Below are 13,326 nucleotides of genomic sequence, written 5' to 3'. Positions count from 1 at the left end.
TCCCCACCCCTCCCGGTTGGGGGCATGGAGCTTAGGGCCTCCGCCCCCCCCCCCCCTCCCTTGGGCTGCCTCCCCCCACGGGAGGGAAACCCCCCCCCACTGCCGTTCCGGGCACGGGACTCGGCAACGGAACGCCGAGGGCCGCAGGAGTCGGGGGACTCCTGCGGCCTTCGGCGCACGGCCGGACGGGGGTCGTCACCCGGTCAGGCGGTGCGCTCCAGGTCGCCGCGCAGCACCGGGTGGGCGAAGGGGGTGCCGTCCGCGTAGCGGGCCAGCTCGTCCGCCGCCGCGGCCGCCATCCGCCGCAGCTCGCCGCCGAGCGAGCCGGCGACGTGCGGGGTGAGCAGGACGTTGGGCAGGTCGTAGAGCGGCGAGTCGGCGGGCAGCACCTCCGGGACGGTGACGTCCAGGACCGCGTGGAGGCGGCCCGAGACCAGCTCCTCGACCAGGGCGTCCTGGTCGATCAGCGACCCGCGGGAGGTGTTCACCAGCGTCGCCCCGTCGCGCATCAGGGCGAGCCTGCGGCGGTCGATCATGTGCCGGGTGCCGGGCAGTTCGGGCGCGTGCACGCTCACCACGTCGCTGCGCCCGCACAGTTCGTCGAGCGTCACCGAGCGGGCGCCCAGCGCGGCCGCCTCGGCCTCGTCCACGTACGGGTCGTGGAGCAGCAGCTCCAGGTCGAAGGGGCGGAGCAGTTCGAGGACCCGCCGACCGATCCGGGAGGCGCCGACGATGCCCGTGGTGCGCCGGTAGTTGCCGGCTCCGGGGTAGGCGGCCTGCCAGTCGTGCGGGGCCCGCCGTTCGCGGTAGTCGGCGCTGAGCCTCAGCACCTGCTTGTTGGCGAACAGCACGTTGGCGACGGTGTACTCGGCGACGGGCAGGGCGTTGGCCCAGGCGGCCGAGGAGACCTGGATTCCGCGCTCCCAACAGGCCTCGGTGACATGGTGCTTGACCGATCCGGCGGCGTGGACGACGGCGCGCAGCCGGGGCGCGGCGGCGAGGACGGCCTCGTCGAGCGGGGGGCAGCCCCAGCTGCTGACGATCACCTCGGTCTCGGCGAGGACGGCGGCCGCCTCGGGGCCGGTGAAGTCGTCGACGACGAACACGGGGTCGAGTCGGGCGAGGGTGGTGAGCCGGTCCATGGTCTCGTCGTCGACCAGCCGGTCGACGAGGTCCGGGGTCATGGCCAGCAGGGCGCGCGGGCGCCGGCGCGGCGAGGCGGGTGAACTCCCGTTCGCAGCGGTCGGGTTCGGCGGATTGGACACGTGTTTCTCCGGCGCGGTCGTGGAGTTGGCGGTCTGGTGGGTCACTTGACGCTTCCCGCGGTCAGGCCGGCCTTCCAGTGGCGCTGGAGGGCGACGAACGCGACGACCAGCGGCACGACGGCCAGCAGCGAGCCGGTGACGACCAGCGGGTAGAACTCGGGGAACGCGTGGGTCTGGGTGTTCCACGCGTAGAGGCCGAGGCTGACCGGGAAGAGCCGGTTGTCGGAGAGCATCACCAGCGGCAGGAAGAAGTTGTTCCAGATCGCGGTGAACTGGAACAGGAACACCGTGACGAAGCCGGGCATGACCATCCTGAGCCCGATCGACCAGAAGGCGCGCAGCTCGCCCGCACCGTCCGTACGGGCGGCCTCCAGCACCTCGCCGGGGATGTAGCCGGCGCAGAACACCCGGGCGAGGTAGACGCCGAAGGGGTTCACCAGGGAGGGCAGGAAAACCGCCCAGAAGGTGTTGGCGAGGCCGAGTTCGGAGGCGAGCAGGTACATCGGCAGGGCCAGGGCCGTGGTCGGCACCAGCACGCCGAGCAGGACCAGCCCGAACAGCTTCTCCTTGCCGGGGAAGGCGTACACGTGGAAGGCGTAGCCGGCGCCGACGCAGACGAGGGCGCAGAGCAGTGCCCCGACGCCCGCGTAGAGCAGCGAGTTGAGGTACCAGCGGAAGTAGATGCCGTCGCCGGTGGTGGCGAGGGCGTGCAGGTTGGCGCCGAGGTTCCAGTTGGACGGGGTGAGGCCGTGGCCGCCGAGGAGGTCGCCGGTGTTCTTGGCGGCGGCGGTGAGCAGCCAGCCGAGCGGCAGCAGCGTGTAGGCGGCCGCCAGCACGAGGGCGCCGTTGACGGCGGCCCTGGACAGCGTCCAGGGCGTGCGCGGGGTGCGGTCGCGGCCGGCCCGGGGGGCGCGCGGGCGCCGGCGGGTGTCGCGTTCGGGGGCGAGGGTGGTCATGCCGAGTCCTCCGTCCGGCGGGCGGGGCGGGTGCGGGTCGCCCAGGTGACGAGGAAGGACAGGACGGCCGCGGTGATGGCGAGCAGCACCGAGGAGGCGGCGGCGAGGCCGTAGTCGCCGCGGTCGAAGGCGGCGGTGTAGGCGTACATGTTGGGGGTCCAGGTGCTGATGACGCCGGGTGAGGCGCCGTGCAGGATCATCGGTTCGGTGAACAGTTGGAGGGAGCCGATCACGGTGAACAGGCCGACCATCACGATCGAGGCGCGGATCAGCGGGATCTTGATGCTGAGGACGGTGCGCAGCGGGCCGGCGCCGTCCACGATCGCGGCCTCCAGCACCTCGCGGGGGACGGCCTGGAGCGCGGCGTAGAAGATGACGGTGTTGTAGCCGACCCACTCCCAGAGCGCGATGTTGACCACGGCGGGCAGCGGGTTGCCGAGCAGGTCGGGGCTGCTCCCGACGGAGTTCAGCGCCTCGATGACCGGGCTGATGCCGGGGGTGTACAGGTACATCCAGATCAGGGCGGCGATGATGCCGGGCACCGCGTGCGGCAGGAACAGCGCGAGCTGGAAGAAGCGGCGGGCGCGGGCCAGCGTGGAGTCCAGGAGCAGCGCGAGCGCCAGGGACAGGCCGACCATCAGCGGTATGTACAGCAGGCAGTACAGGGCCGTGGTCCAGAAGCCGTCGAGGAAGGCCGGGTCGCCGAGGGCGCGGGTGTAGTTGCCGAGGCCGGTGAAGACCGTCTCGACGCCGCCGAAGCCGAGGCCGGAGCGGTGCTCCGTGTAGAGGCTGAGGTAGAGGGCGTACCCGATCGGGACGAGCGTGCAGGCGGTGAAGAGGATCAGGAACGGCGCGAGGAGCACGGCCGGCGCGCCGTACCGCCCGGACCGGCGCCGCCCGCCGGTGGGGCGGGCGGGCGCGGTGCGGACGGCGCGGTCGGTCGGGGCGGTGGTCACTGGGCGACCTTGATTCCGCGGTTCTTCAGCTCGGCGACGGTGGCCTGCTGCGCGGCGTCCACGGCGGACTGGACGGTGCCGCCCTGGGTGAGCTTTCCGAAGGCGTCCTTGAGGGAGGTGTTGGTGGCGCCCATGGCCGGGCCCCACTGCCAGCCGGGCTTGATGGACTTCGCGGCGTCGGCGTAGATCGCGTAGACGTCCTGGCCGCCGTAGAAGTCCGTCTTGAAGGCGGCCTGGGCGACGGACACCAGGGCCGGGGCGGCCGGGTAGGCCGAGGAGGTGCCGGAGGCGATGCGGGCGTTGAAGCCCTCGGGCGTGCTGGTGGCCCAGGTGGCGAACTCCACCGCGGCCTTGGCCTTCCTGCTGTTCTTGGAGACCGCGAAGGTGGTGCCGCCGACCATGCCGCTGGCGGGGTTGCCGTCCCAGGTGGGGACGGGGGCGACGGCCCACTTGCCGGAGGCGTCGGGGACGGTGCCCTTGAGCACGCCGCCGCCCCAGGAGGCGCCGAGGTAGCCGGCCGTCTCGCCCTTCTGCAGGGAGGCCGTCCACTGCTGGCTGAAGGACGGCATGACCCGGACGAGGTCGTCGTTGATCAGCTGCTGCCAGTAGTCGCCGACCTTCCTGCTCTCCGGGCCGGTGGCGTCGACCTTCCAGGCGTCGCCCGAGCTCTTGAACCAGTGGGCGTCGGCCTGCCAGGCCATGGCCTCGAAGGTGGTCGGGTCGTCGGGGAAGAAGGTGGCGATCCGGGCGTCCGGCTGGGCCTCCTTCAGCTTCCGGGCGGCGGTGCGGAATTCGTCCCAGGTCTTCGGCGCGGTGATGCCGGCCTGGTCGAAGAGGTCCTTGCGGTAGTAGAAGGCCTGCGGGGAGGCGTCCAGCGGCAGGGCCCACGTGGTGCCGCCGAGCGTGGTCAGCTCCAGGGCCTGGTTCAGGTACTTGGCCTTGACGCCGTCCGTGACGAGCTTGCCGATGTCCTGCACGGCGCCCTGGCTGACGAAGTCCGGCAGCTGCGAGTACTCGACGTTGAACACGTCGGGCGCGTTGCCCGCCTTGACCGCGTTGGAGATCTTGGCGTAGCCGCCGGCGACGCCGGAGGGGATCTCCTCGTAGGTCACCTGGATGTTCGGGTGGGTGGCGTTGAAGGCGGCCACGACCTCCTTGGTGCCCTTGGCCCAGCCCCAGAAGGTGAGGGCGACGGGCTTGCCGTCCTCGGAGCCACCGCTCGACGAGTCGCTGCCGCAGGCCGCGAGGGACGTCATGCCGAGGGCGGACGCAACGAGGGCGGCGGCCAGACGGGGGGCTCTGCGGACGCGGGTGGGGGTGGTGGACATGGCTCGTCTCCCGGTGGAGGGGGTGTGCGGGGTGGGGCCATCCTGGGACCGCGCTTCGATCGAAGTCAAGGGTTCTGGATCAAATGATCCGCTTCGATCTGGCGCACCCCGCAATGTTCGGGCTTCTTTACGGGAAAGCACCCCTTCCGTGATGTTTTCCCCTGTCATCTCGGATCATTTGATCAATATCATGGACGATCGATCTGGGTTCTGCCCGGATCCGATCCCCGCCACCGACCGACGATCCCCCGCCACCGACCGAGGAGCCCCGGCATGCCCCCGATCGAGCTACCCCCCGAAGACCGCTCGCTCAGCCCCCTCACCGGCTGGACCAGGGCCCACTGGGAGGCCGCCGCGGACGGCCTGCTGGCCGCCGTCCGCCGCCACGCGGGCCCCGAACACGCCCTGATCGCACTGCCCGGCGACCGCCCCAGCTGGTCGGGGCCCCGCTCGGACGGACTGGAGGGGTACGCCCGGACGTTCCTGCTGGCCGCCCTCCGCGTCGCGGGGGCCCGCGGCGACGACCCCCACGGACTGCTCCCGGCCTACGCCGAAGGGCTCGCCGCCGGCACCCGCCGCCCCACCGCCGAACGCGGCCTCACCGACGCCGACCCGGTCTCCTGGCCGGTGATCACCGACCGGGGCCAGGCCATGGTCGAGGCCGCCTCGATCGCCCTGGCCCTGCGGATCACCCGCCCCTGGCTCTGGGACCGCCTGGACGAGGACATGCGCGCCCGGGCCGGTGCCTGGCTGGCCCAGGCCCTCCACCGGGCCCCGGTGGACAACAACTGGTGGCTCTTCCCGCTGACCGTCGGCGGCTTCCTCGCCGAGGCGGGCATCGACGCCGCGGCCGCGGAGCGGGCCGTGGAACGCGGCCTGGCGAGGATCGAGACCTGGTACCGGGGCGACGGCTGGTACACCGACGGGCGCCCGCGCGCCTTCGACCACTACAACGGCTGGGCCTTCCACCTCTACCCCGTCCTCCACGCCCACCTGGGCGGTGACCGGCACCTGCTCGACCTGTACGGCGGCCGGCTCGCCGCCCACCTCGACGCCTGCACGCACGCCTTCGGCGCCGACGGCGCCCCCGTCCACCAGGGCCGCTCGCTCACCTACCGCTTCGCCGCCGCGGCCCCGCTGTGGGCCGGAGCCCTGTGCGGGAACACCCCGCTGTCCGCGGGCACCACCCGCCGCCTCGCCTCCGGCGCCCTGCGGTACTTCCTCGACCGCGGCGCACTCGACGCCGAGGGCCTGCTCACCTCCGGCTGGCACGGGCCGTACCCGCCGATGGTCCAGCCGTACTCCGGGCCCGCCTCCCCGTACTGGGCGGCCAAGGGCTTCCTCGGGCTGCTGCTGCCGCCGGAGCACCCGGTCTGGACGGCCGTCGAACAGCCCGGACCCGCCGAACTCGGAGACGCCGTCCGGCCGCTCCCCCGGCCCGGCCGGCTGATCCAGTCCACCGCCGCCGACGGCCTCGTCCGGGTGCACAACCACGGCAGCGACGACCAGCCCGCGGACGAGGTGCTGCCCGACGACCCGCTCTACGCGCGCCTCGCCCACTCCACCGCGACCGGGCCGGTACTGGACGGACCGCCGGACAACCACCTCGGCCTGGTGGTCGGCGGCACGCTCACCGAGCGCGGCCGGATCCGGCCGCTCGGCGCCGGCGACGGCTGGGCCGCCTCCGAGCACCGGCCCCGGGCGGGCGGCGCGGAACTCCCCGGGGTCGTCGTGACCTCGCTCGTCCTGGCCGCCGGGGCCGACGAGGTGCACGCCCACCTGGTCGCCGGGGCCGAACCGGGCACCGAGGTCCGGCACAGCGGCTGGGCGGTCGCCGGCGGCTCCGCCGAGACCGCCGTGGACGGGCCGCTCGCCACCGCCACCGCCACCGGGCCGGACGGCCTGCGGCTCGTCTCGCTGCTGCGCTGCGCGAGCGGCTTCACCAGCGCCGGCACCGACCCGCTGCCCTCGGGCACCGCGTTCGGCGCCGTCGGCGCGGTACCCCGGGTCACCGGGCGGACCGCCGACCCGGCCGCGCTGTTCGTCAGCACCGCACGGCTCTCCCGCGGCCCGGTGCGGCCGCCCCGCGCGGCCGTCGAGGTCCGCACCGAACCGGCCCCGCGGGGCCACCTGCTCCACGTCCGCTGGCCGGACGGCGGGCGGCACACCGCCCTGCTCGCCACCGGCTCCGTCACCGTCCGCCGGGAGGACTGACCACCGTGCGACTCGCCCTCTCCACCCTGGGCCTGCCCGGCCGCCCGCTCACCGAGGTCCTCCGGCTGGCCGCCGAACACCACTGGCAGGGACTCGAACTGCGGTGCGCGCCCGGCGAACCGGTGCACCCCGACCTGACGGCCGGGGAACGGCGAAGCGCCCGACGGGAGTTCACCGCCCACGGGATCACCCCGCTCGCCGTGGCCTGCTACCTCGGCGTCGCCGCGCCGGGCGACGACGACCGGCCGGCCGCCGCCCTGGTCGACCACCTGCGGCTGACCGCCGACCTCGGGGCGCGCCACCTGCGCGTCTTCCCGCACGGCGCGCGGTCCGCGCCGGGCGAGGACGACCGGCGGGCCGCCCGGCGGCTGGCCGCGGCGGCCGACACCGCCCGCTCCCTCGGCGTCCGCATCCTGCTGGAGACCCACGACTCGCACCGCTCCGGGCGCGACGTGGCGCGCGTGCTCGACCTCGTCGGGCATCCGGCCGTCGGCGCGCTGTGGGACCTGCTGCACACCCGGCTGGCCGGCGAGAGCCCGGCGCAGAGCCTGGCCGCGCTCGCGCCCCACCTCGGCTACGTCCAGGTCAAGGACGTCGCGAGCGACGACGACCTCACCCCGGTCGCGCTCGGGGCGGGCGTGCTGCCGATCGCCGAGTGCGTGCGCGCCCTGCCGGCGGACTGCTGGGTGTCATGGGAGTACGAGGCGCCCTGGTACCCGGCCGCCGCCCCGCTGCCCGGGCTGCTGGGCCCCGGCGCGGCCTACCTCACCCGGCTCGCGGCCTGAGAGCGGGGCGGGCCGGGCGGAGCGGCCGGGACACCCCGGGGCTCCGCCCGGCCGCGCCTCAGCCGGCCGCGCCCGCGCCCCCGCAGGAGGTGCGGATCTCCAGTGAGGGCAGCAGTTCGAGGCGGTGCACGGGCAGCGAGCCGCCGAGGTCCAGGCGGCGCAGCAGCAGCTCCACGGCGGCCGCGCCCACGGCCCGCTTCGGCGGCGCGACAGCGGTCAGCGGCGGCGCGGCGAGGGCCGCGAACACGTCGTCGTACGCGATCAGCGCCACGTCGTCCGGCACCTGGAGGCCCCGGGCCCGCAGCAGCGGCGGCAGCTGGATGGCGTCCTGGTCGTTGTGGACCAGCACGGCCCGCACGCCCCGGGCGGCGGCCTCGGCGATCCGCTCGGCGACGGCCTCGGAGTCGACGCCGGGGCGGCGGATGTCGATCACCGGTTGCGGCTCCAGCCCCAGCAGCGCCGTCCCCTCGGCGTAGCCGGCCCGGACCTGGTGCGCCGTCCAGGTGTCCTCCCGGGCGACCAGCAGCACCGAGCCGTGCCCGAGCGCGACCAGGTGGCGCAGGGCGAGCAGGACGCCGTGCCGGTGGTCCGAGCCGACGGAGTCCAGCGGCGCGCCCTCGCCGTCGGCGGGCGGGCGGCGCTCGACGAGCACGGCGGGCACCGGGAGCCCCCCGGTCCACAGCCGGTCCTCGCCGCCGGCCGGACGCCAGTTGGGGGTGAGGAGCAGGCCGTCCACCCCGGAGTCGAGCAGCTGCCCGACCTGGGCGCGGTCGTCGGCCGACTCGTACGGGGCGATGGCGAGCACCAGGCGCGCACCGGCGTCCGCGGCGGCCGAGCGGGCGCCGCCGACCACCTCGTCGAAGTACGAGCCGACGGTGGGGACGAGCATGCCCAGGACCCGGTCGGCGCCCTCGGTCGCGGTGGGCTTGGCGCGCGGCAGCGAGACGGCGCCGTGCGAGCGCTGGAGCAGCCCGTCGTCGGCGAGCACCGCGACGTCGCGGCGGACGGTGACGGCCGAGAGGCCCATCCGGGCGGCGAGGTCCACCACGCGTACCGTCCTGAGGTCGCGCACGACCTCCAGGATCCGGGACCGACGCTCCTCGGCCGTGATGGTCATGGCTTCCTCCTGCGTGCCCCGTGCCCCGTGCCGCACGGCATCTGATCAATCTGGCTCGTTCAATCGAAATTCGATCGAACGAACACAGATGTGCCGAGTCGATCAGACCCACCGTACCGGTCGGCCGATCGTCCGGTCAGGCCATCCCGCGTTCCCGGCCTGCGAAAACCCGCCCGAACCGCCCGAACCGCCCGGACCGCCCGCTCACCGGGCGTCCGGCACCGTCGCCCGGCCGACCGCTCCCCCGTTCACCGGTCCCGCGCAGGCGCCGCCCCGGTGCTCCCCCGCAGCACGACCTCGGTCGGCAGGGCCTGCCGGACGGGCCGCCCGCCCCCGTCGGACTCCAGCGCCAGGGTGACGGCACTCGCGCCGAGCCGCTCCAGCGGCATCCGTACCGTCGAGAGCGCCGGCGCCACGTCCGCGGCGAACGGGATGTCGTCGAAGCCGGCCACGGACATCCGGCCGGGCACGTCGACCCCCCGCGCGCGCAGTTCGCCGAGCACACCGATCGCGCAGACGTCGGACAGCGCCAGCACGGCGGTCGGCCACTCGGCCTGCGGGCGGTCGAGCAGTCGCCGCACCGCCTCGCGGCCCCCGGCGCGGGTGAACTCCACGTGCTGGACGGCCCCTTCGGCCGGCTCGACGCCCGCCTCGGCGAGCGCCTCGCGCACCCCGGCGAGCCGCTCCATCGGCACCCGCAGCCGCTCCGGCCCGGTGATCACCGCGAACTCGCGGTGCCCCAGGCCCAGCAGAGCCCGGGTCAGGTCGGCCGCGCCCCCGCGGTTGTCCGGCAGGACGGCGTCGTAGCCGGGGCCGTGGTCGGTGATGGTGGCGATCCGCCCGCCGTCCGCCCGGTAGTCGGCGAGCGCCGCGTCGACGGCCCGGACGGCGGCCGGGTCGGTGTGGGCGGAGCCGGCCAGGACGATGGCCCGCACGCGCTGGCCGTGCAGCATGCGGATGCCCCGCACCTGCGTCTCCGGCTCCCCGTCCGTGTTGATCACCAGCGGGAGCAGCCCGGCCCGCCCGGCGGCGTCGGAGACCCCGCGGGCGATGGCCGCGAAGTACGGGTCGGCCACGTCGTGCAGGAGCACGCCGACGTTGGCCGTGGCGGCCCGGGCGAGCGCCTGGGCGGGGGCGTTCGGCAGGTACCCGAGGGCGTCGGCGCTGGCCCGGACCTTCGCGGCCAGTTCCCCGCCGACCGTCCGGGCCGAGCCGTTGAGCGCCCGGGAGGCCGTCGCGAGCGAGACCCCGGCGTGACGGGCGACCTCACTGAGGGTGACACCCATCGACCGTTCCCCGCTTTCCTCCACCACCTGCATTGACGTGCGAAGCATATCTCCATAACCTCCGGGAAAGCGCTTTCCCCTTGCCGGCACTGACCGCACAGGACGCGGAGGACCACGCATGACCCAGAGAGTGACGCAGAGAGTGATCGGCGTCGTGATGAACGGCGTCACCGGCCGGATGGGCTACCGCCAGCACCTGGTGCGCTCGATCCTGGCCATCCGCGAGCAGGGCGGACTCCCCCTGGAGGGCGGCGACACACTGTGGCCCGAACCGATCCTGGTCGGCCGCGACGCCCGCAAGCTCAGGGAACTGGCGGACCGCCACGGCCTGACGCACTGGACCACCTCGCTGGACGAGGCGCTGGCCCACCCGCTCGCCGAGATCTACTTCGACGCCCAGATCACCCGGGCCCGCGAGCCGGCCCTGCGCACCGCCATCGCGGCCGGCAAGCACGTCTACACCGAGAAGCCGACCGCGGAGTCCCTCGACGCCGCACTCGAACTGGCCCGGCTGGCCCGGGAGGCCGGGGTGTGCAACGGCGCCGTGCAGGACAAGCTCTTCCTGCCCGGCCTGCTCAAGCTCAAGCGACTGGTGGACGGCGGCTTCTTCGGCCGCATCCTGTCGGTGCGCGGCGAGTTCGGCTACTGGGTGTTCGAGGGCGACTGGCAGGACGCGCAGCGCCCCTCCTGGAACTACCGCGCCCAGGACGGCGGCGGCATGATCCTCGACATGTTCCCGCACTGGCGGTACGTGCTGGACCAGGTCATCGCACCCGTCCGCTCGGTGTACGCGCACACCGCCACCCACATTCCCGAGCGGGTCGACGAGCAGGGCCGGACCTACCCGGCGACGGCCGACGACGCCGCCTACGGCGTCTTCGAGCTGGAGGGCGGGATCACCGCCCAGATCAACTCCTCCTGGGCCGTCCGGGTCGACCGCGACGAGCTGGTGGAGTTCCAGGTCGACGGCACCGAGGGCAGCGCCGTCGCCGGGCTGCGCAACTGCCGGATCCAGCACCGGGCCACCACCCCGAAGCCGGTGTGGAACCCGGACCTGCCGGCCACCGAGCGGTTCCGCGAGCAGTGGCAGCAGGTCCCGGACAACCGCGAGTTCGACAACGGCTTCAAGGCCCAGTGGGAGCTCTTCCTGCGACACGTCGTCACCGGCTCCCCGTACACCTGGGACCTGCTGGAGGGCGCCAAGGGCGTCCAGCTGGCCGAACTCGGCCTGCGCTCCGCCCGCGAGGGCCGCCGCCTGAACGTTCCCGAGCTGGAGATCCGATGACCGAGCTGAACCTTCCCGGCCACGGCCGCCACCGGCTGAGCACCCCCGAGCCGCTGGACATCCCGGCGCACCCGCCGAAGGAGCGCACGGCCTTCGCCGCCGCGCACGTCGTCGCCGACCCGCTCGGCGGCAACGCCCCCGGCGCCCCGGCCGCCGTCGACTGGGACGCCACCCTCGCCTTCCGCCACCACCTCTGGTCCCTCGGCCTCGGCGTCGCCGACGCCATGGACACCGCCCAACGCGGCATGGGCCTGGACTGGGCCGCCACCCGGGAGCTGATCGTCCGCTCCGGCGCGGAGGCCCGCGCCGTCGGCGGCCGGCTCGCCTGCGGCGTCGGCACGGACCAGCTCACCGGCCCGGCCACGGGCCTCGCAGACATCACGGCCGCCTACGAGGAGCAGCTCGCGGTGGTCGAGGAGGCCGACGCGCAGCCCGTCCTGATGGCCAGCCGCGCCCTGGCCGCACGGGCCCGCGGGCCGGAGGACTACCTCCGGGTCTACGGCCGGCTGATCTCCCAGGCCGGTCGGCCGGTGATCCTGCACTGGCTCGGCGAGATGTTCGACCCGGCGCTGGCCGGCTACTGGGGCTCCGCCGACCCGGACACGGCCACCGGGACGGTGCTCGCGCTGATCCGGGAGCACCGCGCCGGCATCGACGGCATCAAGGTCTCCCTGCTCGACGCCGAGCGGGAGATCGCCCTGCGCCGCGCCCTGCCCGAGGGCGTCCGGCTCTACACCGGCGACGACTTCGACTACCCGCGGCTCGTCCGCGGCGACGAACTCGGCCACAGCCACGCGCTGCTGGGCGTCTTCGACCCGATCGCCACCCGCGCCGCGGCCGCGCTGCACGCCCTGGACGCCGGCGACCTCGACCGGTACGACGCGCTGCTCGCCCCCACCCTCCCGCTGGCCCGCCACCTGTTCGCGGCGCCGACGTACCACTACAAGACGGGCATCGTGTTCCTCGCCTGGCTGGCCGGCCACCAGAGCCACTTCACCATGGTCGGCGGGGCGCAGAGCGGCCGTTCCGTCGTCCACCTGGTGGAGCTGTTCCGGCTGGCGGACGCCGCCGGGGTGCTGCCCGATCCGGAGCTGGCGGCGCACCGGATGCGGCGGTTCCTCGCGGTGGCGGGGGTGGAGGCGTGAACCGGCTCTCGCTGAACCAGATCACCACCAAGGGCTGGAGCCTGCCGGAGGCGGTGCGCGGCTGCGTGGCGGCCGGCGTCCCGGCGATCGGGCTCTGGCGCGACAAGGTGGAGGAGGTCGGCGTCGCCTCCGCGGCCAGGCTGGTCCGCGAGGCGGGACTGGCCGTCAGCAGCCTGTGCCGGGGCGGCTTCCTCACGGCCGAGGGGCCGGACGCCCACCGGGCGGCGCTCGCCGACAACCTCCGCGCCCTGGAGGAGGCGGCCGAACTCGGCACCGACACCCTGGTGATGGTCGTCGGCGGGGTGCCCGCGGGCAGCCGCGACCTGGCCGGGGCCCGGGAGCGGGTCGCCGACCGGCTGGCCGAACTCGCCCCGTACGCCGGTGACCTGGGCGTACGGCTGGCGATCGAACCGCTGCACCCGATGTTCTGCGCCGACCGGGCCGTCGTCTCCACCCTCGGCCAGGCCCTCGACCTGGCCGAGCGCCACCCCGTCGAGCAGGTCGGCGTCGTCGTCGACAGCTACCACGTGTGGTGGGACCCGGACCTCGCCGCGCAGGTCGCCCGGGCGGGTGCCCGGATCGCCTCGTACCAGGTCTGCGACTGGACGCTGCCGCTGCCCGCCGACACCCTGCTCGGCCGGGGGCACGTGGGCGACGGCCACATCGACTTCGGCGCGCTGACGGCCATGGTCACGGCCGCCGGCTACACCGGCTGGATCGAGACCGAGATCTTCAACCAGGAGATCTGGGACACCCCCGGGGAGCAGACCCTCGCGACGGTGGTCGAGCGCCACCGGGCCCACGTGGCGGGCGCATGAGGGTCGTCCTCGCCCCGGACTCCTTCAAGGGGACGGTCACGGCGACCGACGCCGCCCGGGCGCTGGCCGACGGCTGGCGCTCGGTGCGGCCGGGCGACGAGCTGATCGCGCGTCCGATGGCCGACGGCGGCGAGGGCACCATCGCCGCCGTCGCGGCCGCCCTGCCCGGCA

12 protein-coding genes are annotated in these 13,326 nt (G+C 74.6%); 6 read left to right on the top strand and 6 right to left on the bottom strand.

Features of this window, described 5'->3' with window-relative positions:
* Positions 1–203: 203 nt before the first annotated feature.
* From ACFVGO_RS18295 to ACFVGO_RS18280, 4 genes are all read right to left on the bottom strand, one after another.
* On the bottom strand, positions 204–1,184 hold the full coding sequence (locus tag ACFVGO_RS18295; RefSeq protein WP_359912694.1) for a hydroxyacid dehydrogenase: 981 nt from the start codon (positions 1,182–1,184) through the stop codon (positions 204–206).
* A gap of 122 nt (positions 1,185–1,306) precedes the next feature.
* Positions 1,307–2,221 (bottom strand): carbohydrate ABC transporter permease, encoded by a 915-nt coding sequence (locus ACFVGO_RS18290; RefSeq protein WP_359912686.1) that lies wholly within the window; start codon positions 2,219–2,221, stop codon positions 1,307–1,309.
* Entirely contained in the window at positions 2,218–3,177 is a 960-nt protein-coding gene (locus ACFVGO_RS18285; RefSeq protein ID WP_380632803.1) for a carbohydrate ABC transporter permease, read from the bottom strand. Before ACFVGO_RS18285 ends, ACFVGO_RS18290 begins: the two co-directional genes overlap by 4 nt.
* Positions 3,174–4,505, bottom strand: coding sequence for a sugar ABC transporter substrate-binding protein (locus tag ACFVGO_RS18280; RefSeq protein WP_359912683.1), 1,332 nt, complete (start codon positions 4,503–4,505; stop codon positions 3,174–3,176). Before ACFVGO_RS18280 ends, ACFVGO_RS18285 begins: the two co-directional genes overlap by 4 nt.
* Positions 4,506–4,778: 273 nt before the next feature.
* Here ACFVGO_RS18280 and ACFVGO_RS18275 point away from each other — a divergent pair, with 273 nt between their 5' ends.
* Positions 4,779–6,719 carry a DUF2264 domain-containing protein gene (locus tag ACFVGO_RS18275; RefSeq protein ID WP_380632801.1) on the top strand — a complete coding sequence of 647 codons (1,941 nt, stop codon included), beginning with the start codon at positions 4,779–4,781 and terminating at the stop codon, positions 6,717–6,719.
* A 5-nt stretch (positions 6,720–6,724) separates the two neighbouring features.
* On the top strand, positions 6,725–7,504 hold the full coding sequence (locus ACFVGO_RS18270; protein ID WP_380357201.1) for a sugar phosphate isomerase/epimerase family protein: 780 nt from the start codon (positions 6,725–6,727) through the stop codon (positions 7,502–7,504).
* 58 nt (positions 7,505–7,562) lie between these two features.
* Here ACFVGO_RS18270 and ACFVGO_RS18265 read toward each other — a convergent pair whose 3' ends face one another.
* Together ACFVGO_RS18265 and ACFVGO_RS18260 are read right to left on the bottom strand one after the other, a co-directional pair.
* Positions 7,563–8,621 carry a substrate-binding domain-containing protein gene (locus ACFVGO_RS18265; RefSeq protein ID WP_359912674.1) on the bottom strand — a complete coding sequence of 353 codons (1,059 nt, stop codon included), beginning with the start codon at positions 8,619–8,621 and terminating at the stop codon, positions 7,563–7,565.
* 248 nt (positions 8,622–8,869) lie between these two features.
* Positions 8,870–9,907, bottom strand: a complete 1,038-nt coding sequence (locus tag ACFVGO_RS18260; RefSeq protein ID WP_380357198.1) for a LacI family DNA-binding transcriptional regulator — start codon at positions 9,905–9,907, stop codon at positions 8,870–8,872.
* Between the two features lie 118 nt (positions 9,908–10,025).
* On the opposite strand from ACFVGO_RS18260, the gene ACFVGO_RS18255 reads away from it, so the two are divergent.
* The 4 genes from ACFVGO_RS18255 to ACFVGO_RS18240 form a co-directional block, all read left to right on the top strand.
* A complete protein-coding gene (locus ACFVGO_RS18255; protein WP_380632797.1) occupies positions 10,026–11,192 on the top strand; it encodes a Gfo/Idh/MocA family protein in 1,167 nt (388 codons plus the stop codon).
* Complete coding sequence (locus ACFVGO_RS18250; protein WP_359912668.1) at positions 11,189–12,337, top strand: dihydrodipicolinate synthase family protein; 1,149 nt, start codon at positions 11,189–11,191, stop codon at positions 12,335–12,337. Before ACFVGO_RS18255 ends, ACFVGO_RS18250 begins: the two co-directional genes overlap by 4 nt.
* Complete coding sequence (locus ACFVGO_RS18245) at positions 12,334–13,155, top strand: sugar phosphate isomerase/epimerase (protein WP_359912665.1); 822 nt, start codon at positions 12,334–12,336, stop codon at positions 13,153–13,155. The genes ACFVGO_RS18250 and ACFVGO_RS18245 overlap by 4 nt, the downstream gene beginning before the upstream one ends.
* Positions 13,152–13,326, top strand: a 175-nt coding sequence (locus ACFVGO_RS18240; protein ID WP_380632881.1) for a glycerate kinase, incomplete at its 3' end; no start/stop codon positions are given. The genes ACFVGO_RS18245 and ACFVGO_RS18240, both read left to right, overlap by 4 nt.

Origin of the sequence: Kitasatospora sp. NPDC057738 (genome assembly GCF_042798815.1) — a bacterium.
Lineage (GTDB): Bacteria > Actinomycetota > Actinomycetes > Streptomycetales > Streptomycetaceae > Kitasatospora > Kitasatospora lactacystinica.
The sequence above is the reverse complement of the archived record's forward strand: the minus strand, read 5'-3'. Positions and strand labels throughout refer to the sequence as shown.